Source organism: Halobacillus litoralis, from assembly GCF_020524085.2.
In the GTDB taxonomy this organism is placed as follows: Bacteria; Bacillota; Bacilli; order Bacillales; family Halobacillaceae; genus Halobacillus; species Halobacillus litoralis_E.
Map to the genome: position 1 here is coordinate 2,946,706 of NZ_CP129016.1, position 25,168 is coordinate 2,971,873.

At 42.7% G+C, this 25,168-nt stretch carries 21 protein-coding genes and 3 pseudogenes; 2 read left to right on the top strand and 22 right to left on the bottom strand.

The genetic code is table 11. From position 1 onward, the window contains the following. Positions 1–107 precede the first annotated feature (107 nt). On the bottom strand, positions 108–341 hold the full coding sequence (locus tag LC065_RS15100; protein ID WP_306163534.1) for a DUF896 domain-containing protein: 234 nt from the start codon (positions 339–341) through the stop codon (positions 108–110). A gap of 84 nt (positions 342–425) precedes the next feature. Further along, positions 426–1,085 (bottom strand): YneB family resolvase-like protein, encoded by a 660-nt coding sequence (locus tag LC065_RS15105; protein WP_226589549.1) that lies wholly within the window; start codon positions 1,083–1,085, stop codon positions 426–428. Between the two features lie 301 nt (positions 1,086–1,386). Here LC065_RS15105 and lexA point away from each other — a divergent pair, with 301 nt between their 5' ends. Then, positions 1,387–2,010 carry a transcriptional repressor LexA gene (gene lexA, locus LC065_RS15110; protein ID WP_226589546.1) on the top strand — a complete coding sequence of 208 codons (624 nt, stop codon included), beginning with the start codon at positions 1,387–1,389 and terminating at the stop codon, positions 2,008–2,010. Between the two features lie 48 nt (positions 2,011–2,058). Here lexA and LC065_RS15115 read toward each other — a convergent pair whose 3' ends face one another. The 9 genes from LC065_RS15115 to miaA form a co-directional block, all read right to left on the bottom strand. Then, positions 2,059–2,283: a hypothetical protein gene (locus LC065_RS15115; protein ID WP_226589544.1), complete on the bottom strand. Its 225-nt coding sequence runs from the start codon at positions 2,281–2,283 to the stop codon at positions 2,059–2,061. A 117-nt stretch (positions 2,284–2,400) separates the two neighbouring features. Continuing rightward, the gene (gene glnA, locus LC065_RS15120; protein ID WP_226589542.1) at positions 2,401–3,732 is read right to left on the bottom strand and encodes a type I glutamate--ammonia ligase; all 1,332 of its coding nucleotides are present in this window, start codon (positions 3,730–3,732) and stop codon (positions 2,401–2,403) included. A gap of 24 nt (positions 3,733–3,756) precedes the next feature. After that, entirely contained in the window at positions 3,757–4,161 is a 405-nt protein-coding gene (locus LC065_RS15125; protein WP_089652332.1) for a MerR family transcriptional regulator, read from the bottom strand. Positions 4,162–4,287: 126 nt separating this feature from the next. Further along, positions 4,288–5,535 (bottom strand): methionine gamma-lyase family protein, encoded by a 1,248-nt coding sequence (locus tag LC065_RS15130; RefSeq protein ID WP_226589540.1) that lies wholly within the window; start codon positions 5,533–5,535, stop codon positions 4,288–4,290. Between the two features lie 57 nt (positions 5,536–5,592). After that, a complete protein-coding gene (hflX, locus tag LC065_RS15135) occupies positions 5,593–6,825 on the bottom strand; it encodes a GTPase HflX (protein WP_226589538.1) in 1,233 nt (410 codons plus the stop codon). Between the two features lie 80 nt (positions 6,826–6,905). After that, positions 6,906–7,850 carry an AAA family ATPase gene (locus tag LC065_RS15140; RefSeq protein WP_226589535.1) on the bottom strand — a complete coding sequence of 315 codons (945 nt, stop codon included), beginning with the start codon at positions 7,848–7,850 and terminating at the stop codon, positions 6,906–6,908. A gap of 12 nt (positions 7,851–7,862) precedes the next feature. After that, on the bottom strand, positions 7,863–8,003 hold the full coding sequence (locus LC065_RS15145; RefSeq protein ID WP_306163535.1) for a hypothetical protein: 141 nt from the start codon (positions 8,001–8,003) through the stop codon (positions 7,863–7,865). Between the two features lie 5 nt (positions 8,004–8,008). Next, a complete protein-coding gene (gene hfq / locus LC065_RS15150; protein WP_089652336.1) occupies positions 8,009–8,233 on the bottom strand; it encodes an RNA chaperone Hfq in 225 nt (74 codons plus the stop codon). Between the two features lie 45 nt (positions 8,234–8,278). Next, the gene (gene miaA / locus LC065_RS15155; protein ID WP_226589531.1) at positions 8,279–9,208 is read right to left on the bottom strand and encodes a tRNA (adenosine(37)-N6)-dimethylallyltransferase MiaA; all 930 of its coding nucleotides are present in this window, start codon (positions 9,206–9,208) and stop codon (positions 8,279–8,281) included. Positions 9,209–9,393: 185 nt separating this feature from the next. Here miaA and LC065_RS15160 point away from each other — a divergent pair, with 185 nt between their 5' ends. Continuing rightward, positions 9,394–9,753, top strand: coding sequence for a helix-turn-helix domain-containing protein (locus LC065_RS15160; protein ID WP_220583187.1), 360 nt, complete (start codon positions 9,394–9,396; stop codon positions 9,751–9,753). Between the two features lie 111 nt (positions 9,754–9,864). On the opposite strand, the gene mutL is transcribed toward LC065_RS15160, so the two are convergent. The 11 genes and pseudogenes from mutL to recA all read right to left on the bottom strand — a co-directional run bounded on the left by mutL (position 9,865) and on the right by recA (position 25,024). Then, on the bottom strand, positions 9,865–11,727 hold the full coding sequence (gene mutL, locus LC065_RS15165) for a DNA mismatch repair endonuclease MutL (protein WP_226589528.1): 1,863 nt from the start codon (positions 11,725–11,727) through the stop codon (positions 9,865–9,867). 13 nt (positions 11,728–11,740) lie between these two features. Continuing rightward, positions 11,741–14,327: pseudogene (mutS, locus tag LC065_RS15170) on the bottom strand (DNA mismatch repair protein MutS). 708 nt (positions 14,328–15,035) lie between these two features. Further along, a complete protein-coding gene (locus tag LC065_RS15175; protein ID WP_226589523.1) occupies positions 15,036–15,611 on the bottom strand; it encodes an outer spore coat protein CotE in 576 nt (191 codons plus the stop codon). A gap of 170 nt (positions 15,612–15,781) precedes the next feature. Continuing rightward, the gene (locus LC065_RS15180) at positions 15,782–16,207 is read right to left on the bottom strand and encodes a YlbF/YmcA family competence regulator (RefSeq protein WP_226589521.1); all 426 of its coding nucleotides are present in this window, start codon (positions 16,205–16,207) and stop codon (positions 15,782–15,784) included. Then, positions 16,208–17,779 (bottom strand): tRNA (N6-isopentenyl adenosine(37)-C2)-methylthiotransferase MiaB, encoded by a 1,572-nt coding sequence (gene miaB, locus LC065_RS15185; protein WP_226589519.1) that lies wholly within the window; start codon positions 17,777–17,779, stop codon positions 16,208–16,210. It lies immediately after the preceding gene. Between the two features lie 321 nt (positions 17,780–18,100). Continuing rightward, complete coding sequence (locus LC065_RS15190; protein ID WP_226589517.1) at positions 18,101–19,276, bottom strand: glycine C-acetyltransferase; 1,176 nt, start codon at positions 19,274–19,276, stop codon at positions 18,101–18,103. A gap of 18 nt (positions 19,277–19,294) precedes the next feature. After that, on the bottom strand, positions 19,295–20,335 hold the full coding sequence (gene tdh / locus LC065_RS15195) for an L-threonine 3-dehydrogenase (RefSeq protein WP_226589515.1): 1,041 nt from the start codon (positions 20,333–20,335) through the stop codon (positions 19,295–19,297). A 482-nt stretch (positions 20,336–20,817) separates the two neighbouring features. After that, the gene (locus tag LC065_RS15200) at positions 20,818–21,078 is read right to left on the bottom strand and encodes a stage V sporulation protein S (RefSeq protein WP_008640081.1); all 261 of its coding nucleotides are present in this window, start codon (positions 21,076–21,078) and stop codon (positions 20,818–20,820) included. A gap of 108 nt (positions 21,079–21,186) precedes the next feature. Next, positions 21,187–21,984: pseudogene (locus LC065_RS15205) on the bottom strand (TIGR00282 family metallophosphoesterase). A gap of 87 nt (positions 21,985–22,071) precedes the next feature. Next, positions 22,072–23,639, bottom strand: a pseudogene (gene rny, locus LC065_RS15210) (ribonuclease Y). Between the two features lie 341 nt (positions 23,640–23,980). Beyond that, positions 23,981–25,024, bottom strand: a complete 1,044-nt coding sequence (recA, locus tag LC065_RS15215) for a recombinase RecA (protein ID WP_226589508.1) — start codon at positions 25,022–25,024, stop codon at positions 23,981–23,983. Between the last annotated feature and the right edge of the window lie 144 nt (positions 25,025–25,168).

Genomic DNA, 25,168 nt, shown 5'->3' on the forward strand with positions numbered 1-25,168 from the left:
CTTTGTGCAAAATTTCGCACAGCCTCAAACCTAATTTCCCCCTTATTCAGGGAATTAAACAAGAAAAAATCCGCATTCGAAAATTATCGAATACGGACGATTTGGCCTTAATTCTTTTTTTCGTTCTTTTGCATTTGACGAAGCTTCTCTGGAGTTACGTCATTCCCTTTCGGATCAATGACGGTCACACCTTTCAGCTGATTCTTGAAGGATGCGCGCGCATTTTTCAAATATTCATGGCGCAGCTTCTGTTGTTCCGCTTTCTCTTCCTTCGAAAGCTCTTCCTGCTTAGATTTATTAGCTAGCTCATTTATACGATTAATTTTTTCTTTTGATAACATAGATCCTTCTCCTTTAATCATAGTCTGGATCGTAAAACATGAAAAAGACAAGAAATCCAAAGATCCTTGTCCACACATCCTATATTACCGTGATTCTTCCTCTTTTTCAAGCGATAGGTACTCTTTGTATCTGCGATGCACCGTAGCTTTTGATACATCATATCCCAACCCTCTCAAAGTCGCTGCGATATCTTTGAATGTCAAGTCATTTTTCCTTAATCGAACAACCTCTTCAATAGGAAAGTCGATTCTCTCACGACCGGGTGCCTGATCACGGTTGGATAAGTTGGCGGATGGATCATAGCCGCCCTCTACCGCTTTTCTCATCCCCCGCCGTATTTTCATATTATGTATTTTCCTTTGGTATTCTTCTACGATGCCAACAATCTGTAATACCATCGAATCTGATTCCGATAACTGTAATTCTCCATGGTTGGAAAGGGAGTACACCTTGACCTTCAAACGGTTCAATTGATGAAACAAAGCGATCTTCGTATTTCCTCGGCCTAATCGTGTTTCATCTTGGATTAATAAGGCTTCCGCACGCCCTGAAGAAAAGCATTCCAGCATGCGGAAAATCCCTTCACGTTCAATATCGTAACCACTCGCTTGTTCTTCAATGCACTCCACAACTTCGAAGCCGTGATGATCCGCCATGGATGTCAACTCAGCTTTCTGCCGCTTTAAAGAAGTCACTTGAGCTTCTTTTTCCGTACTTACCCTGCAATATAAAATTACTCTCACTTGGATGTTCCTCTCTCTTTCTCTATTAAACAGCTGTGACCATAGAATAATAGAGAATGATAAAACTAACAATAAAAAGAATGATGTAGGTGTAATCCAGCTTAGATAATTTATTAAACATTGATAACCCCTCCGCTTTCCTAGAACGAACGTTCTTAAGAACCTGTGTTCGCGTTTGTTAATTCTCATTATATACGAACACAGGTTCTTGTCAATGGTTTTTTTCGAACGCGTGTTTGTATTTTTGAAATATAAGTGGTACAATGTGGTTACTATAATCCTATGTACGAGGTGCTAATCTATGAGTAAACTTTCAAAGCGGCAGCAGGAAATACTAGATTTTATTAAAGAACAGGTTCTAGCAAAAGGATATCCACCATCCGTAAGGGAGATCGGTCAATCCGTTGGTCTTGCTTCAAGTTCGACTGTGCATGGTCACTTGTCCAGATTGGAGAAAAAAGGATATATTAGACGCGATCCGACCAAACCTCGTGCCATTGAAGTAATTGAATTAGAAGAAGATCACAGCATCCCGAGAAGTGAAGCTTCTTACGCTCCAGTAATCGGTAAAGTCACGGCGGGGTCACCGATTACAGCTGTTGAAAACATTGAAGAATATGTCCCTCTACCCGATTCACTTGCAGGGTCGGATGACAACACCTTCGTACTAATTGTACAAGGTGAAAGTATGATCGAGGCAGGAATTCTTGACGGGGATATGGTCATCGTCAGACAACAACAGACCGCTCAGAACGGCGACATCGTTGTTGCAATGACGGAAGACGAAGAAGCCACTGTGAAGCGGTTCTTCAAAGAAAGAAATCATGTTCGCTTGCAGCCTGAGAACGCAACGATGGAACCCATTCTATTACAGGATGTATCCATTCTTGGGAAAGTCGTAGGTCTTTACAGGACCGTACACTAAAAGAAAGAGGCGAGGTTTAGTTAAACCTCGCCTCTTTCTTTACTTATGTCATACTCCATAACTTTTACGGATAGATGTTAAAGGAAGTACAGACAATATATGATCTTTTATAATCGTTCCCACCTGTTTTCGCTCATAGAAGTAAGCAATGATCTGTTCATCCTGAATGTCGACCACTCTCACCACTCTTTGTGATATGACGCCTTCGCGATTGATATAGATCCACGCCAACTTAATCTTCTCCAGTTTCATAAGCTGGAAGTACGCTTCCATTGGTAACCCTCTATAACTGGAGCGTTTGTTCTTATTTTTGTTACATGTAACTCCCCATCGAAAGTATAGAAATACATAAAAAACCCTTGAAGCTAAAAGCTTCAAGGGTTTTATACTTTAATACGTCTGCAAATATTGTTCGCGTTCCCACGGATGAACCTGGGTGCGGAACATATCCCATTCGATTTCTTTCGCTTCAATGAAGTGTTCAAATAGGTGTTCCCCTAGGGCTTCTACCATAATCGGATCCTGATGCAGCTCTTCCAGTGCATCATACAATGTAGCAGGCAGGTCTTTCACCCCGTGAGCTTCCCGCTCTTTCTTATCCATCACGTAAATGTTTCGATCGACAGGAGCAGGTGCTTCCAGTTTATTTTCCACACCATCAAGTCCAGCAGCAAGAAGTACAGCCATCGCCATGTATGGGTTCGCTGATGGATCCACACTGCGTACTTCGATTCTTGTGCTCAATCCACGGGATGTAGGAACACGTACGAGCGGACTACGGTTTTGACCGGACCATGCTACATAACACGGTGCTTCATACCCTGGCACAAGACGTTTGTAGGAATTGACGGTAGGGTTCGTCACGGCTGTGAAGTTCGTTGCATGCTTGATAATGCCTGCTGTGAACTGATAAGCCACCTCAGACAATTGTTCCTTCCCTTTCTCATCAAAGAACGCATTGCCCTTTTCATTGAAAAGAGACATGTTCGCGTGCATACCAGATCCGTTTACACCGAACAATGGTTTAGGCATGAATGTTGCATGCAAACCATGTTGACGTGCAATGGTTTTAACGACGAGTTTGAATGTTTGGATATCATCACAATGCTTGATTGCATCCGCATATTTGAAGTCAATTTCGTGCTGGCCTGGAGCTACTTCATGGTGAGAGGCCTCAATTTCAAAGCCCATTTCCTCAAGCTCTAGGACGATATCCCGGCGGCAGTTTTCGCCAAGGTCGGTCGGTGCTAAGTCGAAGTAGCCACCTTTATCATTCAATTCCATCGTTGGTTCGCCTTTTTCATCTAATTTGAATAGGAAAAATTCAGGTTCTGTACCAATGTTGAAAGCAGAAAATCCGAGTTTCTCCATTTTTTTGATGTTACGCTTCAAATTGTAGCGTGGGCATCCTTCAAAAGGAGTTTGGTCTGGGTTATAGATGTCACAGATGAATCGTGCAACTTTCCCTTTTTCAGAAGTCCAAGGGAAGACGACGAAAGTATCCAGGTCTGGGACCAAATACATGTCAGACTCCTCGATACGAACGAAACCTTCAATAGAGGATCCGTCAAACATCATCATGCCATCAATAGCTTTATCCAACTGGCTAAGTGGAATTTCCACATTTTTGATTGTACCAAGCATATCCGTGAACTGCAGACGGATAAACTTGACGTTTTCCTCATCGATTTTTTTGTAAATTTCTTCTTTAGTTAAACCCATTGAATTTCTCCTCTCAACACAATATTAATGGAAGAACCTTGACATTTCTCCCTGTCTGATTGCTAATTTACCTTGTCTTCCCGCTGTGAATAGTTCTCGTTGCAGCATACGACGAAGTTCTTTTTCGGTAAGTTCATTGTGTACTTCCTTCACCTGATCCTCATCATATACTTCATTATCTGGCTGATCGTTCAGCTTCAGAACTTTCTTGATTCCGGCCATGTTCACACCCTGATCGATCAAGTCTTTAATTTCAAGAAGTCGATCGACATCATTGAATGAAAACATACGTCGGTTCCCTTCTGAACGGGCCGGCTGAACAAGCTCGTGCTGTTCATAGTACCGAATCTGCCGTGCAGTAAGGTCTGTCAATGATTGAACAATCCCCATCGGGAATAACGGCATAGAACGACGAATTTCATCACTCATCGATGTGCCACCTCCCCATAAGAATGATACTTTAATTATACGTCACGAAAGGGATATGTCAACATATGTGAGGAATGTTCACACAATTTGGAGATGTTTTTTGAAAGGGTTACCATTCCCTTTGCTTCAAGCTTTGACCATACCCTCTTCTACCAACTGTTGCACCGCTTGTACGACAGCGATCTTTACATGCGCATAAGTCAATCCCCCTTGGACGAAGGCTGTATATGGGGGGCGAATAGGACCGTCGGCGGTCAATTCGAGACTGGCTCCTTGAATGAAAGTCCCTGCAGCCATGATCACTTCGTCCTCATACCCCGGCATGACGCTTGGCTCTGGTTTGAATTGGGAATTGATCGGGGATGCCTGCTGAATGGATTGACAGAAGCTGATCATTTGTTCAGCGGTTTTAAAGTTGACGGATTGAATTAAATCTGTTCTCTTCACATCATAAGCAGGATTGGTGTCGAAACCCCATTCACTTAAATATTTCGAAGTGAAAATAGCTCCTTTCAAAGCTTCTCCCACGACATGAGGGGCAAGGAAAATCCCTTGATACATCTCTTGCAGGCTGTTCAAACTCGGGCCTGTTTCCTTCCCTAGCCCAGGAGCTGTCAATCGATAGCTGCATTTTTCAATGAGGGATTTACGTCCTGCAATGTACCCACCGACTCTGGCAATTCCACCTCCAGGGTTCTTAATTAACGAACCAGCGATCATATCAGCGCCTACTTCAAGCGGCTCTTTCGTTTCTACGAATTCACCATAACAATTGTCAACAAAAATAATCACATCGTCTTTTATGTCACGCACAAATCGTATGATGGATTGTAACTCGTCAATGAGGAATGAAGGACGGTCCTCGTATCCTTTTGATCTTTGGATGGCTACCACCTTCGTCTTATCTTGCATAGCTGTTCGGATTCTATCATGGGCAAAAGCTCCGTTTTCTTCTAAAGGAACGGTTTGATAGCTGATACCAAAATCACGTAGAGAACCTGTATCTTTCTTGTCCTCAGAACCAATGACATCTCTTAGGGTGTCATAAGGTTCTCCTGATATGTATAGCAGTTCATCACCCGGACGTAATACCCCGAATAAGGCTGTGGTGATTGCATGTGTTCCCGAGATGAGCTGAGGTCTGACAAGCGCATCTTCCGCTTTGAATATCTCTGCATACAATGCTTCCAGAGTGTCTCGCCCGAAATCATCATAGCCATAACCTGTTGTCGGGTTAAAATGAGAATCGCTGACCCTCAGTTTATGGAAGGCCTTTAAAACTTTTTCTTGATTGTAATCGACAATCTCGTCAACCCTATGATGTTGGTTCTTAATCTCTTTTTCTACACGTTGTTTCATTTCTTGAATGTTCATGATGGGTCCTCTTCCTATCTTGCAGTATATTTCGTTGTTCCAACGTTTTGTTCATATTTATAATATTTGATGTTTCAATGGGTGTTCGGGATGGATGAAACCGTGAAGGGCATAGCCCTCTTTTTCTTCATAAAAATTTATGCTCGTAATCATACTGTAGGCCTTGAATTGCTGCAGCCGTTTCCCTTCAGAAGCCGGCACGAAAACATCATACTCATCCCACTCTTCTCTTAAAACCTCTTCGATTTTATGAAGGACACGTTTACGATCGATTGGATCATGCACGCTCACTGTCAGCGAAGGGAAGGAGTGCGGAATGAAATCCTCCTTCAGTAGATCTTTCTTATTATATACGGTCAGTATCGGCAGTTGACCAGCCCCGAGTTCGTCCAACAACTTCAATACAGTCTTTTCCTGCTGCATATGATCAGGGTGTGAAGCATCAACCATATGAACGATAAAATCTGCCTCTGTCACTTCTTCTAACGTAGATCGGAATGCTGCTATGAGCGTCGTTGGCAAGTCCTGAATGAATCCTACCGTATCAGATAGGAGAGCCAAAAAGCCAGAAGGAAGGCTCATCTGCCTTGTCAAAGGATCGAGTGTAGCAAACAATAAATCCTCTTCAAAGGACTGGCTATCGGTTACTCTATTGAAGAAAGTCGATTTACCAGCATTCGTATAACCGACGATTGCCACTTGAAAGGCGCGGTTTTCTTTTCTCCGCTTCCGGTATTGCTCTCGTTGTTTAACGACCGTATCCAACCTCTTCTTGATATCATCAATTCTCCGTTGTATATGACGGCGGTCGGTTTCCAATTTGGTTTCACCAGGACCTCGTGTACCAATTCCTCCACCTAACCGGGATAACGCTGTCCCCTGTCCGGATAGCCGAGGAAGCATATATTGCAGTTGAGCAAGTTCTACCTGCAATTTCCCTTCTTTTGTACGGGCTCTTCCTGCAAAAATATCAAGGATCAGCTGACTTCTGTCGATCACGCGCACACCGACCCTATCCGCTATGTTTCTAAGCTGACCAGGAGATAACTCATCATTAAATATGACAAGCTCAGCTTCAGATTCCTCGGCTGCTTCTTTTATTTCTTCCAGTTTACCCTCACCTAAATATGTAGCCGGGTGAACCCGGTCACGCTTTTGAGTTATAATTTTACATACTTCTCCATTAGCGGTCTCAGTCAGCGACTGAAGCTCTTCCAAGGAAGACTGAAACCGTTCTTCCTTTTCGGATGGATCTTTTCTAGCAACTAACACGACCAATTCTTTTGCCATCTGTCTCTTCACCTACTCTTCCATCTGCCTGTATCTTTTTCATCATAACAGAAAAATGATTCCTATGAATGGACGACCGTTCAGATCAAGTCTGTTTCTTGTAAAGGAAAGTCAAAGTCTTCAGCCTGTAGGGTCATCAATGTCTTCTTCTTAGGGTTAGGGGTGCTGATTACTCTCCAGGCATGTTTTCGAATGGCCTCTTCAATAAGGTTCCTTACATAACGGGCATTTGAAAAATTTTCCTCGCGCCTGACGTACACGTAGGCCAGATGTTGGAAAAGTTTTCGTTCCGCCTCTTTTGTTAAACAATATTCCCTTTCTTCAATCATTCCAAAAGCAATCTGGGTAAGTTCTTTAGCAGAATAGTCCTTAAATGAAAGCTGGATGGGGAACCGGGAAGCAAGACCTGGATTTAATGTCAGAAAATCTTCCATTTCATCTGGATAACCAGCAAGGATAATAATGCATTCATTATGATGATCTTCCATGCATTTCACCAATGTATCAATCGCTTCTTTTCCGAAATCCTTTTCTCCACCTCTTGCTAAGGAATAGGCTTCATCAATAAAAAGGACTCCCCCCAATGCTTTATGGATCAGATCCTTCGTCTTTTGGGCTGTATGACCGATATACTCGCCTACAAGGTCACTCCGATCCGCTTCTATGAATTGACCCTTATCAAGCACCCCGACTTCACGGAATAACGCAGCAACCATTCGCGCGACGGTCGTCTTTCCCGTACCGGGATTTCCGTGGAAAACCATGTGTAGTACTTGCGCATTCGATTTCAATCCTGCTTCTTCTCTTTTCTTTGAAACGAGCACCTGTGCATAGATTTCTTTGACCCTGGTCTTTAAATCCTCCATTCCAATGATGGAATTGAAAAATTCCTCGATCTTCAGAAAAGGCGCCCCCGTCTGTTTGAGGGTGGCTGCTTTCCGATCAGGAATCGCTTTTTCTTTAGAATCATTCAACACAATATTGATTGTGCTGCTCGGTCTCACTGTTTTCGCTTGGGGTTGCACATCGATCCCTCCTCATTCTTCTTCATCATACGCGTAGGGATGGTTTCCTGTGACAAACGCCCAATGGGTGGATGCGCTTCTTTCATTCCCTTCATCCATGAAAGAAGCGGGTGCCGTATAAAGGCACCCGCTTCTTTCGGTTTCATGAACCATTCACACTATTCTTTATCCAATGAAACATTTTTGACAGGAGCAAATGTTGAAATGGCATGTTTGAAAATCAATTGTTGCTTTCCTTCTGTCTCTAACAAGACAGTGAAGTTGTCGAAGGCTTTAACGATGCCTCTCAATTGAAATCCGTTGAGCAGAAAGACAGTCACCTGCATGCGTTCTTTCCTTAATTGATTCAAATAATTGTCCTGGATATTAACCGATTGGGCCATGGATCTTCCTCCTCTTTTCTATCTGTAATAATACGATTCTACGCATTAGTCTATCTTTCCTGCTAAATCGCCTAAAATTGTTTCAAATTTCTCCTCGTAGTTTGAAGGAGATACTTCATACCAATGGATTTCCATTTTGTTCTTGAAGTACGTGTACTGACGTTTGGCGTAGCGTCTGGAATTACGTTTCAGCAATTCAATCGCTTCCTCTAAGGTAGATGAACCTTCAAAGTAAGGAATCAATTCCTTATAACCGATCGCCTGCATCGATTGAACATCCTGCAATCCCTGTTCATAAAGATGCTGAACTTCTTTTACCAAGCCCTGTTCAATCATCTGATCAACCCTTTTATTGATACGGTCGTACAACAACTCACGGTCCATCTCCAGTCCAATTAGCAACGGGTTAAAAGGAGATTTATTCTGCTGCTGTTGGTGACGGTCACTCATTACCCGACCTGTTGTTTCATAAACTTCAAGCGCACGCAACACTCGTCTTTCATTATTCGGATGTATTTTTTCTGCTTGTTCGGGATCAATTTCAACAAGGCGTTTGTACATATAATCCCTGCCCTTTTCTTTCCGCTCTTTTTCAAGCTTCTCCATGATGGCAGGATCCTTTTTTTGTTCTGAAAAATGGAAATCAAAAAGTGTTGCTTGTATGTATAAGCCTGTACCCCCGACCAAAACCGGCAGCTTTCCCCGCTCATGGATTTCCCTGATTAACGCTTGCACATTTTCCTGGAACTCAGCGACTGAAAACTGCTCATCAGGGTCTTTAAAATCAATCATATGATGCGGAATGCCCTGCATCTCCTCTTCTGTCACTTTCGCTGTTCCAATATCCATCGTGCGGTAAATCTGCATGGAATCTCCACTAATCACTTCGCCGCCAAAACGCTGAGCGATCCGGATCCCCAAATTCGATTTTCCAACTGCTGTAGGACCAACCACTGAGATCACCAATGGTTTCACACTCCCACCTCCTTCACATGTCTCTATTATACATGAATGGCTCTACAATCATACCTCAGGCAGCTAACTAACGCAATCCGTTACCATGACTAACGGTTTCCGTTATAAATATTCAAAATATTCGTTAGTCATACTATCGCAATTCGTTAGTCTGTGTTATAGTATAGAAAAGGAGGCGTCTTAAAGTGGTTCATGAAAGAATTCGTTCACTTAGAAAAGAAAGACGTTTTACACAATCGATGTTAGCTGAAAAAGTCGGTGTGTCCCCACAAGTCGTATCGAATTGGGAACGAAGTTACACTTCACCAGATCTAGATGATCTCACGAAGATTGCTCACGCTCTCCATACCACTGCAGATTATCTCCTCGGTTTAAGTGATGAACAAGAGGATGAAATGCGCGAAATTAAGCAGCTCCTGGAAACAAAGGGATACACTAAACCTGTATTCTTTGATAAGAAAGCATGGTTCGGAATTCAGCCAGAAGACATTAAACAAATCGATAACTATTTTCGTTTTCTTCTCCAACAGAAGAACATCTCCTAACCCCCTACTTCGTCATTATTCGTACTTATATAAACTTGATCATAAATATATTATGTAAACAAAAATGGGAACATAAAAAGAGAGACTCCGAATTCGGAGTCTCTCTTTTTATTACATTACACGTTTGAACATTTTTTCCATCTCATACTCAGAAAAGAAGACGATGATCGGCCGTCCATGAGGACAAGTGAAAGGATCCGTCGATTTTCTCAAATCTTCTAAGAGATGGAACATATCGGTCTGATTCAAGTAGTGATTCGCTTTAATCGATCGTTTACACGACATAAGAATAGCAGCTTCTTCTCTTAGTTTAAGAATATCAATCCGGTCTTCCTCCATCAACTGTTGGATCATTTCATCAATCACTTCCTCTTCAAATCCTTTCGGGAACCACTGAGGGTGACTGCGCACGATATAGGTGGTATCTCCGAATGGTTCAAAGAACAACCCCACTTTTTCCAGCTCACCTTTGTATTCTTCTAATCTTAAAGACTCAGCTTTTGAAAATTCAAAGGTCATTGGTACAAGCAATTCCTGTACTTCGTGATTCACTTCTGACAATTTGTCCCTGAAGAATTCGTATTTGATTCTTTCTTGAGCCGCGTGCTGATCCACGATATACATCCCTTCCTCGTTCTGCGCAAGGATGTATGTTCCATGCAGCTGCCCAATCGGATGCATTGTCGGAACTCTTCTCTGTTCTTGAGAAGATTCTTCCTTTTCGAATTCATCTTCTGCCCATTCATTCTCTGTTGGAACCGAAACATCGGAGTCAAATGTCGGGACCATCTCTTTGATTAAATCGTCTTGATTTTCTTTAAAGCCATCCTCTTTGGGAAGTCCTTGCTCGCTTTTCACTAAGTGGTCCACCGTGGCTTGCCGCTCGCGATGGGCATCTTCCTCCCTCGTATGATAAAGGTTGAAAGATTCCTGTGTGGTTTTCTCTTTTGCAGTCTTTGTCGCTGGCTGTGACACATCAGGAATAAGGGTTTGTTTCCGGAAGGCCTGTCGAACGGTCTCTTCTAACAAATCATACAATTCCTTCTCTTTACTAAAACGCACTTCCATTTTTGATGGATGAACGTTGACATCGACAAGAATCGGATCCATGTCTATATTTAATACGACAATCGGACTTTTACCAATCGGCAGCAGGGTGTGGTAACCTTGCAAAACGGCCTTATTTAATGGAATACTCCGAATGAAACGACCGTTGATGATCGTTGACATATAATTTCTCGAAGCACGGTAAACTTCGGGCTTTGCAATATAGCCATCAACTTTAAAATCTGCCGTTTCCATCTTTATCGGGATCATTTTTTTTGCAACATTCATTCCGTAAATGTTCGCTATGACTTGGAGGAGATCTCCCCTGCCATTCGTCTTGAAAATCTGCTTTTCATTATGAGTACAAAGGAATTGCACTTCCGGATGGGCTAATGCCATACGATTTAATACGTCCGTCACATGACCAAGCTCTGTATGGATGGTTTTCATATACTTTAACCGGGCGGGCGTATTGAAAAACAATTCCTCAACCGTAATGTCCGTTCCTTTTCTTGCATCACTTTTCCCTCTAGAGACGAGGCGACCTCCTTCGAGATTCATTTTCGTACCAGCACAATCTCCCGTGGAGGTCTGGATACTCAAGCGGCTCACTGCAGCAATACTTGCTAATGCTTCCCCGCGAAAACCTAGGGAACGGACATGAAAAAGATCGTTTTCATCAAGGATTTTACTCGTTGCATGGCGATGAAAAGCGATTTCACAGTCTTCTTCATCCATTCCTGCTCCATCATCGGTGATCCGGATGCGCTGCAATCCGGCCTCCATTAAATCGATTTTCACCCATGTGGCACCTGCATCAATACTGTTTTCTACCAGTTCTTTGACGACAGAGGCTGGGCGCTCAACAACTTCTCCGGCCGCTATTTTGTTGGCTAGGTGGTCTGGCATCAGTCGGATCCGCGCCATCTCTGTTCCTCCTTTATGATTTCAAACGTTTTTGCAATTGGTACAATTCGTTCATAGCATCCATCGGAGTCATTTCCATTAGATCTAATGACTGAAGACGCTTTTCAATATGTGAAGCGTGAGGAGCGGTTGTCTCCTTTTTCTCCGGCTTCGATTCTTCTATAAACAAACTTAACTGCTCCTCTTCTGCTGTTGCAGAGGTTGAGGCTTCATTTTTGATGGACCCATTTTCAAGCTGATCCAGAAGGGCGGTTGCTCTGTTGATCAGTGGATCAGGCAAGTGCGCAAGCTTCGCCACGTGAATACCGTAACTTTCGTCCGCAGGTCCCTCTTTGATCTGATGAAGGAAAACGACATTCCCCTCATATTCTTCTGCTCGCACATGGACGTTTTTCAAACGCTCCAGCTGTTCCTCAAGGGATGTCAATTCATGATAATGGGTGGAGAACAGGGTTTTTGCTTTAATCTCTCCATGAATATACTCCACAATGGCCTGAGCCAGAGCCATTCCATCATAAGTACTTGTTCCTCTTCCTATTTCATCAAGAAGGATCAAGCTGTTCTCTGTCGCATGAGTCAAAGCATGATTCGCTTCTAGCATTTCCACCATAAATGTACTATGACCGGATACGAGATCATCGGCTGCGCCAATTCTTGTGAATATTTGATCGAAAACTGGTAAACTCGCAGACTGACATGGCACAAAAGAACCCATTTGACCGAGAATGGCCGTCAATGCAAGCTGACGCATGTACGTACTTTTACCGGACATGTTCGGTCCTGTAATCAGTAGCACGTCCGTCTCTTCATTCATGTAAATATCATTCGGGACGAACGTTCCTTCCTGCATCACTTTCTCAACAACAGGGTGACGGCCTTGACGGATGTCCACCACGCGTTGTTCCCGATACTCCGGTCTCACATATTGATAGGACTCTGCTACTTGAGCAAAACCTTGGAGAACATCAATACGACTGATTTGTTCTGCAAGCTGTTGAAGCCTCTTAACGTAAGCCTTCACCTTTTCTCTTACTTCAAGGAACAACTCATACTCAAGCTCCACACTTTTCTCCTGGGCCTCTAGAATCATCGATTCTCTTTCTTTCAATTCCGGGGTAATAAACCGTTCTGCGTTGGTAAGCGTCTGCTTCCTCTCATACCTACCTTCTGGTAAATGTCTCAAGTTCGCTTTTGTCACTTCGATATAATAGCCGAACACGCGGTTATAGCCGACTTTCAAAGATTTGATCCCTGTTTCAGCTCGTTCCCTTTGTTCAAGCTCTGCAATCCACTGTTTTCCGTTCTTGGAAGCATATCTATAGTCATCCAGCTGTTTGTGGAATCCGTCAAGAATCAAACCCCCTTCTTTTACAGAGATTGGAGGATCATCGGCAATGCTTTCTTCAAGAAGATCTTTTAATTCATGAAGCGGATCAACATGGTCATAAAGCTTTTCGATTGAAGAATGATCGAATTTAGATAGCGTGGCTAAGATATCCGGGATATGGCTTAAAGAATTCCTTAATTGGATCATATCCCTGGCATTCACATTGCCAAAAGCTACTCTTCCAGCTAAACGTTCGAGATCGTAAACATTCGAGAGCTCATCTCTAAGAGTCTCACGTTCAAAAAACTGGTCGAGAAAGCCTTCGACCTGGTCATGCCTCGTCGCAATTGCATCCGCTGACAACAACGGCCGCTCCATCCATTTTTTGAGCATACGCGCACCCATCGAAGTGACGGTTTTATCGATGACGGAGAGCAAACTTCCCGCTTTCCCTTTCTTTCTGATGGTTTCCAACAATTCTAAGTTTCTTTTAGAATACATATCAAGGGTCATGTATTGTTTCAATTCGATCACTTTCACTGGTTGAAGGTGATCGAGAGACCTTTTTTTGGGTATGCTGGATATAATTAAGAAGCCTACCGAAACCAATAATTAGTTTGTCCTGATGAACGCCCTCAACAAGAGGTTGAAATTCAGGTGTGACCTCCGTCTCTTCTTGATGAGAAACGGTGTAATCCAAGCGATCGATCAGCATTTGTTTATGCTCGACATCAAAATCATTGGATACAACCACTTCTTTCACCGGCCGGCTGTACAATTCACTCAAGGCTGCATCAAAACCGCCTGGAATAAGAGCCACACTGTTTTCACCAGTCGTGAGGTCATTGTAACTAACTACGTAAGAGCCATCTTCAAATGCACTTAAAGAGGCCAAGTAGTTGTTTTCCTTTTCATCGAGCATACTGCCTTCCATGACCGTCCCGGGAGTGACCATTTGGACAACTTCCCGTTTTACGACACCTTTCGTCGTTTTCGGATCCTCGACCTGTTCACAAATGGCAACCTTGTACCCCTTCTCGATCAACTGCTTTATATAATTGTCTGCGGAGTGGTATGGTACTCCACACATAGGAATCCTACCGTTTGCGCCTCCGTCCCTGCTTGTCAATGTAATTTCGAGCTCCTGGGATGCTTTTAACGCATCCTCAAAGAACAACTCATAAAAATCGCCTAATCTGAAAAACAGAAAGGCATCTTTTTGGTCTGCTTTAATTTTCAAATATTGCTGCATCATGGGTGTGTATTGTGCCATAAGGTTAAACCTCCAAAACGTACATAAGATTCTCCACCTATTATAGCATACGAGGCAAATGATCTTACACGAAAGAACATGACCTTATTAAAGTATATGGCCGGTTTGAGGAAGACTTAGTTTCGAAATGTTCTCGGGTTCGTTACCCGTGTTGAGCGTCAGGGGTGGCTGGGAAGCTACTCGCTTTCCTGTCGGGGAGGGCCGAGCTTCCTCAGGCGTTCTGCCGCACTAATGGATCTCGCCTATCTCCTCCTCCCACGGGAGTCTAGCAGCTTCCCAACCAACCCATTCGATGTAGGGGAGAAACGAACCTCTTCACTTGGGGAGGGTGATTTCCACTAATCCGATGTCATAGGCATAAAGCGCTCTATACCAAGTTTTCTGCATGCAGAATATTATCCCTAGGAGTTCATTTCCTTCCAATTACCATTTGCATATAAGGCACTTATTCCAGAAGTGGTTTCGAGAAACTTCTCTGGCAAAGGGCGGAGGGGAATGGCGAGACTCCTGCGGGAAAAGAGTGCTTGGTGAGACCCCGCAAGGCGTAAGCCTGAGGAGGCTCACCGCGCTCCCGCGGAAAGCGAGTCATCCCCGCAGCCCCAACCCACCGCACCAAAATCTCGAAACAGAGTCTTCAACACACGGGAGCTATGGAAGTATAAGAAAGCAAAAAAAGAATTCCTCGCTGAAGCAGCAAGGAATCCACCATTAATCGTGACTATCGTGATCTCTGTCTGATGAGGATGGAAGGAAGTCCGTTTCGATGGCTGAAAAATCATCCGAAGACAAATCATAATCGTAATCATCATCATGGCCGCATCCATGAGGATCTACTTTCACACACAATTTCGTTTCACCTATGACATCTACAGCAAACTCTCTTTCTACTTCTACGCAAATTTTTTGCCCATTCCCTGAAATGTTCGCTTCTAAACAGTTCGGTTGTTGTACGACCTTAGCGATTACCTCAAAGTCATCATGTACACAATTATCATCTTTCACTGCCAACTTGACGTGATCACAATAGCTGACACGCTCTGTAACGACTTCTGTTTTTGTATTGTCGTTATACGAATACCAGACGTTCACATCGTAACTGCCAGAGATTTCAACGTGATCTCCTTTCTTTTTGGCATTGTAGATGTGATTGATGACCCAACAACCTAGGATACTTGTCGGACGGTGCGAAGGGCTGATGGTGTGTGTGGATTCTGTAAACTTTTTACCTTTACCGATTACAGCTTTTGTAATGATCTCTCTGTAATCTCGTTCAAAAAAAGACATAGGGTTTCACTCCTCCTTATTCTACCACCCATCCTATGTGTGGGTTGGGCGAATGGTGACTAGCGGGAAAATGGCCTAAGGACGTGTTTAATTCATTCTATGCACTAGCCCATAAAATTGTACGAAAAAAATCCGCCAGAGGGGAAAACCCTCTGACGGAAGTGTATGCATTAATGACCGCAACCATGACTTGATTTATTTGAACCTGTTTCTCCTTGCAGGAGATCCCCGCCCGTAGAACGGATAACTTCATTAGTAACTTCGCGTGAAATCGTGTTTGAAACCATTTGAAGGATATCGTTAATAATGGTTTGAGAATCTTTAAATTCTGCTACGACCGGAATCTCATCGAGCTCATCTTGAAGTCGATCGATTTCTTTTTCAATTTTTTGAAGAGCTTCTGTTTTTCCGTACGCTTGAAAGTTAACCGCCTGCTTTTGCAAAGCTTTGATTTTCTTAATATGGGATTGAACTTTTTGATTGTCATTCAATTTCGCTTCCAATTGCTTGAAACGGTCAATTTCTTCAATATCAGCCATCATTTTTGCCAATTTTTTTGCTTCTTCTACAACTTCTTGTCTAGTATATTGTGCCATTTATTTCACCTCTGCGTTGATTTCTACTAATTCTCCATCAAGAGACCACGTTTTCGCTTTGGTCACTCTTACAGGTACGATTTGTCCGATTGTAGACTCAGGTGCACGGAAGTTGACCAACTTGTTCCGTTTCGTGTACCCAGCTAACACATCCGGGTTATTTTTACTTTCTCCTTCAACAAGCACGTCTACGATTTCACCTTCATATGCTTTCATGGCATCTGCAGATTGCTGGTTGACAATTTTATTCAACCGCTGCAAACGATCCTTCTTCTCTTCCATTGAAACGTTATCTTTCATCTTAGCTGCGGGCGTATTATCTCTTGGAGAATAAATAAACGTATAGGCCGCTTCAAATCCGACTTCTTCCACAAGGGATAACGTATCCTGGAACTGCTGCTCCGTTTCATTAGGAAACCCAACGATGATATCCGTCGTAAGTGTTGCATCCGGCATGGCTACACGAATTTTGCGAACAAGTTCAAGATACTCTTCCCTCGTGTATTTACGACCCATGATTTTCAGAATATCGCTATTGCCTGATTGGACCGGTAAATGGATATGATCAAGCATATTACCGCCCTTAGCAAGTACTTCAATCAAGCGGTCGTCGAAGTCTCTTGGATGAGATGTTGTAAAGCGAACCCGCGGAATATCAATACTCCGCAGTTCATCCATCAAGTCCCCAAGCCCATAAGTCATATCCAAGTCTTTTCCATACGCATTGACGTTTTGTCCAAGAAGAGTGATTTCTTTATATCCTTGGGCCGCTAAATGCCTAACTTCCTGGATGATGTCCTGTGGTAAACGACTTCTTTCTTTCCCTCTTGTATAGGGAACAATACAGTAGGTGCAGAATTTGTCACAGCCATACATGATGTTCACCCAAGCCTTGATTTTTCCTTTCCGAGATCTTGGAAGGTTTTCAATAATGTCCCCTTCTTTCGACCACACATCAATCACCATTTCTTTCCCGAACATCGCTTCTTTTACGAGCTGAGGGATTCTATGAATATTGTGTGTGCCGAAAATAAGATCGATAAAAGGGTGTTTTTTTAGGATCCGGTTTACGACAGACTCTTCTTGTGACATACATCCGCATATTCCGATAATCAGATTTGGATTTTCCATTTTCAAAGGCTTCAAGTGTCCGATTTCACCGAACACTTTATTTTCTGCATTCTCTCGGATGGCACAGGTATTTAAAAGAATAATATCTGCTTCTTTCGTATCTTTTGTAGGTTCATAACCCATTTCTTCAAAAATTCCTGCCATGACTTCAGTATCATGTTCATTCATCTGGCATCCATATGTACGGATCAAATATTTTTTACCTTTGCCGGCTTGATCCATATCTTCAGGAATTTCAAAATCATAATGCACATCCGTTTCTTTCCTTTTCCGGCGCTGCGCATCCCTCATGTTCGGAGGTTGGTATGTCGTTTCAAAATATTTAACAAAATCTTCGCTTGTTTTTTGTTTCAGGCGATTTAGGTTATCTTGTTCTGCTTTATCATCTGCCGTGGAAGGCTGACGAATTTGTGACATTTCCTTACGTTGCTGTTCGTTCATAATGATCTCCTTTCAAGCCGAACCTTCTAACTGTATCATTATATCAAGTTTTACATGATAAATTAAGCGTAAACATAAATTCCACCGTTTTTCATCTGCTTTCCAATCATTTTAATCAACGATTTGGCAGGATTCTTAAATAATCGAGATGTGTCAGGTTCGTTTACTGTTTTGAGTGTCAGTGGTGGCTGGGAAGCAGCTCACTTTCTTATCCCTAAACTAAGCCTTCCACAATCGGGAGAGTTTGTTTAAAAGAATGGGTACTGTTTTTTAAATGAAAAAGAAGCCAGCTATGAAATTTCATAGCTGGCTTTTTTACTATTACAAGATCCCTAATTTTTTACCGACTTTTTCGAAGGCATCAAGAGCTTCTTGTAGTTCTTCTTTAGAATGTTCCGCTGTAACGATCGTGCGGACGCGTCCCTTTCCGCGCTGAACTGTCGGGAAGACGATTCCCTGAGCAAATACGCCTTCTTCAAACAATTCATCGGAGAATTTGTGAGTAAGGGCGTCATCCCCAATCATGACAGGTGTTACCGGTGTTTCACTGATTCCCGTGTCAAATCCAAGAGCGTTCAAGCCATCTTTGAAGAATTTTGTATTGTCCCAAAGTTTTTCAATCAGCTCTGGTTCCTCTAACAATACATCAATCGCAGCATCATTCGCGGCCGTCACTGCCGGCGGATGGGATGTACTAAACAAGAACGGACGTCCTTTATGAATCAAGTAATCTCGAAGGGTTTTTGTACTGGCGACATATCCTCCAAGTACTCCAATCGCTTTACTGAGTGTTCCGACTTGTATGTGGACGCGACCATCCAAATTGAAATGGTTGACTGTTCCACGTCCGTTATCACCAAGGACACCACTAGCATGAGCATCATCCACCATGACGAGGGCATCATACTTTTCAGCAAGTTCTACGATTTTTGGTAACGGAGCGATATTACCGTCCATGGAAAAAACACCATCGGTAACGATCAATCGTGTACGATAATCGCCACTTTCTTTTAACGCTGATTCTAAAGACTCCATGTCGACGTGTTTATAAATTTTACGATCCGCTTTTGTCAAACGAATCCCGTCGATGATTGAAGCGTGATTCAACTCATCGGAGATCACTACGTCTTCTTTACCCAGAATAGAAGACAGGACACCCTGGTTTGTTGTGAAGCCGGATTGGAATACGAGGGCGGCTTCTGTATGTTTGAATTCCGCTAATTTCTCTTCAAAGTCTTCATGCATTTTCAATGTACCTGCAATTGTACGAACAGAGCCTGTTCCGACGCCATATGTTTCATTAGCTTTTTCCGCTGCTTCTTTCATCTTCGGATGTGAGGTAAGCCCTAGATAGTTATTGGAAGAAAGTTGAATCACTTCTTTTCCTTTGATTGTCACCTTAGAACCTTGTGCAGATTCCAGAGGGATCAATGTACGGAATGTACCTTCTTCCTGCATCTCGTTTAGTTCTTTTTGCAAGTATTCAAAGCCTTTCATAAAACATCCTCCTTACAATTATGGGTGTAAAACTACTTTTCCACATTGACCCTGATTCATTAAATCAAAGCCCTTCTCAAATTCTTCAAGCTTTAAGTGGTGAGTAATCAATGGAGAGACATCCACTTGTTGAGATTGAAGAAGACGAGATACCTGCTGCCACGTTTCGTACATCTTTCTTCCAGTAATCCCTTGAACCTCTACGCCTTTGAACACGATGTCATTCGTCACATCGAGGCTCACTCTCTTGGTAGGTAGACTTAGAATGGAAACGCGACCTCCATTCGTAATCATTTTAAACCCTTGGTCCATCGCTACAGGATGTCCACTCATTTCACAAACAACGTCCACTCCGTGGCCATCTGTCAATTCTTTTGCTTTTTCAACCGGATCGATTTCACCAGAATGAACCACAGTTGTCGCGCCCATTTTCTCAGCAAGTTCAAGGCGATATGGATTCAAGTCAAAAGCAAGTACTTGAGAAGCTCCAGCCGCCTTGGCTACGCCTACAGCCATCAAACCAATAGGCCCACACCCGATGATGGCGACTGATTTTCCTGCTACATCTCCATTCAGAACCGTATGTACAGCATTGCCCATCGGCTCTTGAATGGAAGCGATGTCTGTTGGCATATTATCAGGGTTCTTCCAAAGGTTATCTGCTGGAAGAGCAACATATTCTGCAAAACACCCTTGTGTATCCACACCAATAATTTTAGTGTTTTCACAAATATGGAATTTACCCGTCAAGCATTGTGGACAGTGACCACAAATAAGGTGCGTCTCTGCACTCACATAATCTCCTGTTTGGAAATTATGAACCTTACTTCCTGCTTCCACAATCTCTCCTGAAAATTCATGACCAAAAACATACGGAGGATTAACGCGGCTTTCAGACCACTCATCCCAATTATATATATGGACATCCGTCCCACAAATCGATGTCGCTTTCACACGAATCAATACTTCATCATCACGGATCTCTGGAATCGCAACTTCTTGCATTTGCGCTCCTGGACCTCGGTGATGCTTAACGATCGCTTTCATCGTTCCATTCACAGTGAACACTCCCAACCTCAATAAATCATTATTAAACCTCTTATATAAACAATATTAACATGTATTGAGGAAAACGCAAACTTGGTTGTCCACTGGAAAAATACAAGTGCTCATATTACTCTCCATTCTATTAACCCCTACTAAATATCTTTAATCAAGGTATAGAAAATTTCTATTCTTCAAGGTTTTAATTGAGATTTTAAACAAGTGAGCGACTCTGGGATAATTGCTTATAAAATTGCCTCTTCTATCGAAAATGATCCTTTCCCTAACCTTCGATATAGTTGGATGCCCTACTTTTGAAAAATCATTCAAACTCTAAGAAAAAGGTTACTTCATAAAGGCATAAAACAAGGGCGTACTTAATTGTAAGTACGCCCTTGTTTGATCCATTCTATTTTGCTTTCATCCATAAAGACTAGGTATTTGCTAGCAAACATCATAAGTACGCGAAACTTATAAAAACTCTTGGGTTAATAAGTTCATCGAGGTTCGACGATCAACTTAATCGCTGTTCGCTCCTCCTCATCGATCATGATATCTGTAAATGCCGGAATGCATATCAAGTCCATGCCACTCGGGGCAACAAACCCTCGAGCGATGGCAACAGCTTTAACTGCTTGATTCAATGCTCCGGCTCCAATCGCTTGAATTTCGGCCGTCCCGCGCTCTCTTACTACGTTGGCCAAGGCTCCTGCTACTGAATTAGGTACGGATTTGGCTGATACTTTTAAGACTTCCATTACTAGCTCCTCCTTCAATCACTATAGTTGTTCCATAACTACTATATTCTTGGAGATGTAGGATATTACCTTTTCATTATGAATGAATTTGTCGCAAAATTCAAATAATCATTCAAAGAATGGATGGTCATCGTTAATTAAAATGCGCTGGACTTTTGTAGATTTTCCTGTCTTGTCATCTACATCCACCAAGAAAGCACTCAGTTGTGCTCTTCCCTTTTTTGGAACTTCAAAACGTACAGGTAAGTTTGTAAGAAAACGCTTTAAAACCGCTTCACGTTCCATCCCTAGAATTCCATCGTAAGGTCCTGTCATACCCACGTCAGAAATATAGCCTGTACCTCCTGGAAGGATCCTTTCATCTGCTGTTTGAATATGAGTGTGTGTCCCTACGTTTACACTCACTCTGCCATCTACATACCAGCCCATCGCCTGTTTTTCACTTGTTGCTTCTGCATGAAAATCCAGAAAAATGATAGATGTCCTTTTTTTCGCTTCTTCTATCAGCTCATCGATCTTTCTAAAGGGATCGTCATTTGGAGACAAAAATGTACGCCCTTGTAAGTTAATAACGGCGACCTCACCCTTAGGGGTTTTTACAAAAGTCATCCCTTTTCATGGTGTGCCCTCAGGGAAATTGGCAGGCCGGATGAGGTATTCTGCATCATCAATAAAATCAAAGATCTCCCTTTTATCCCATGCATGGTTGCCGAGAGTTACGGCTTGTGCTCCTTTTTCAAGGAAACGACGGTAAATTTTTTCGGTAATGCCTTTTCCGGACGCTGCATTTTCACCGTTTACAATCGTCACAGCGGGCTGATATTTCTGCTTTAGTTTTGGCAGATATTCATCAATCATTTCCCGCCCCGGTGAACCTACGACATCACCTATAAATAAAATCCTCATATAACAAAAACCTTCCTTCCACAATCGTTTCTTTATTGTACCCGTAAAAACAGAAATGAAGCGACCAAGAAGGCCGCTTCATTCTTATTATTTCGCATACTCCACAGAACGTGTTTCACGAATAACGGTAACTTTAATATGACCTGGATAATCGAGTTCTCCCTCGATTCGATTTCGAATATCTCGTGCTAATCTTGTTGCTTCAAGATCATCAATTTCATCAGGACGAACCATGATGCGAACTTCGCGTCCAGCTTGGATCGCGAAAGATTTCTCTACGCCATCATAAGACTCTGAAATCTCTTCCAGTTTTTCAAGACGTTTGATGTAATTCTCTAAGGTTTCACTTCTGGCTCCAGGACGTGCCGCGGATAGAGCATCGGCAGCAGCAACAAGTACAGAAATGATTGAAGTCGGCTCTTCATCACCATGGTGGGATGCCACAGCATTGATGACCGTTTCATTCTCTTTGTACTTCATCGCCAATTCTTTACCGATTTCTACGTGGCTTCCTTCTACTTCATGGTCAATGGCTTTACCAATATCATGAAGCAGTCCCGCACGACGGGCAATGCCAGGGTTTCATCTTCTCCAAGTTCTGCAGCTAACAAACCGGAAAGGTATGCAACTTCCATTGAGTGTTTCAAGACGTTTTGCCCATAACTTGTACGGTACTTCAGACGTCCTAAAATCTTAATCAGATCTGGGTGGAGACCATGAACACCTACTTCAAAAGTCGTTTGTTCACCAACTTCTCTGATGTAATCATCAACTTCTCGTCTGGACTTGTCCACCATCTCTTCAATACGAGCGGGGTGAATACGTCCATCCTGCACTAACTTCTCAAGGGCCATTCTTGCTGTTTCTCGTCGAATTGGATCAAACCCTGAAAGGATGACAGCCTCAGGAGTATCGTCAATGATCAAGTCAATGCCTGTCAGTGTTTCTAATGTACGAATGTTCCGGCCTTCACGTCCGATGATGCGGCCTTTCATTTCGTCATTAGGAAGGTTGACTACGGAAACGGTCGTTTCAGCTACATGATCAGCTGCACATCGCTGAAGGGCAAGAGAAAGAATGCTTTTCGCTTTCTTATCTGCTTCTTCTTTCGCGCGATTTTCCGCTTCCTTAATCATTAGCGCTGACTCATGCGATACCTCTTGTTCGACGCGTTCTAAAATCATCTGCTTCGCCTGGTCTGATGTTAAGCTTGAAATGCGTTCAAGCTCTGTTTGTTGTTCTTGAAGCATAGCTTTCACTTTGCTTTCCATTTCTTCAATTTGTTGTTGTCTCTCGGCAAGAGTCCCTTCTTTCTTTTCGAGTGAAAGATCACGTTGGTCAAGCGTTCCACTCTTACGATCAAGATTCTCTTCTTTCTGAGTTAAACGATTTTCAGTTTTCTGCAGTTCCATGCGGCGCTCACGGATTTCACTCTCCGCTTCCTGGCGAAATTTCTGGTTCTCTTCTTTCGCTTCAAGAAGAGCTTCCTTCTTGGCTGATTCAGCATTGCGATGACCTTCTTCCACAATCTGTTTCGCAAGGTCCTCAGCACTGGAAATTTTCGCTTCCGCAATCGATTTCCGAATAAGATAACCAACAACAGAACCGATGATAAGGGCAAGCAAAATGAAGATGAGCGAGGATATTATATCCATAATTTCACCTCCTCTTGCTATGAACTTGGTCCGTTTGTCGGCAATTACAAACGTTTCATTTTCAGTTTCATTTGTTTAAGATAAGGGTATAAAGATGAAAATGATACACATTCATTTTATGCTTGACTATAAGGAATGTCAAGGAAACGCGCTATGTATCTGCTAACATATTCAAATATTTGAAAATGTCAGTCTATTAATTTCACATTTTCAGAGCGTATCCCTTCAAAAAAGACACTTACTCACTCCCCGGTGGTTTATTAATCTCCATTAAAAATCAACTATATTAAAAAATCGAGTATGAACCAGTGGTTTCATACTCGATTTTTCTACTTGAAGCATTAGACGTCCAGCGTTTCCTGACTTTCTTTGCTATTGGTTTCTGCAGATTCTTCATCTGCTTCCATGCCGTAATGGTCTCGAATCAATTTTTTCACTTCTTCGTAGACTTCTACGTTTTCTTTCAGGAATTGCTTGGCATTTTCACGGCCTTGGCCAAGTCTATCATCCTTATAAGAATACCAGGAACCGCTCTTTTGGATGAGATCAAGGTCTGTACCGATATCAAGCAGTTCCCCTTCACGGGAGATCCCTTCTCCGTACATAATATCAACTTCCGCTTGTCTGAAAGGTGGGGCAACTTTGTTTTTGACCACTTTCAAGCGGGTTTTATTTCCGACCATTTCATTTCCTTGTTTCAAAGTCTCCGCACGACGGACTTCAAGACGTACTGAAGAGTAGAACTTCAACGCACGGCCACCAGGTGTTGTTTCTGGGTTACCAAACATAACTCCTACTTTTTCACGAATCTGGTTGATGAAGATAGCTGTCGTTTTTGATTTGTTAATAGCTCCAGAGAGCTTACGAAGAGCCTGGGACATCAAACGGGCTTGCAAACCGACGTGTGCGTCCCCCATTTCCCCTTCAATCTCAGCTTTTGGCACAAGTGCCGCTACAGAGTCGATGACAACCATATCGACGGCGCCACTACGGACAAGGGCCTCCGCAATTTCAAGCGCCTGCTCCCCCGTATCCGGTTGAGATAGTAAAAGTTCTTCAATGTCAACACCTAACGCTCTTGCATAGACAGGATCCAGAGCGTGCTCTGCATCAATGAAAGCCGCCTGACCGCCTTTTCTTTGAGCTTCTGCAATCGCGTGAAGCGCGACTGTTGTTTTACCAGAAGATTCTGGTCCATAAATTTCTACGATTCTACCACGTGGGTAGCCGCCAACTCCAAGGGCTACGTCAAGAGCAAGTGATCCACTCGGAACCGTGTTCACTTTCTGCTCAGCGCTTTCCCCAAGCTTCATAATTGAGCCTTTTCCGAATTGTTTTTCTATTTGACGCAATGCCATATCTAATGCTTGTTTACGATCGCTCATTATATACCGCCTTTCAAAATTTCTATCCCTATCATAACTTGTTTTTCATCGTTTGCCAACTAAAAAGCGAATAAATGTTCCCTTTTTTTATAAAGAATAAAAGGTGCAATTTTTTATTTCCTCTACGTGAAATTATCAAAATTG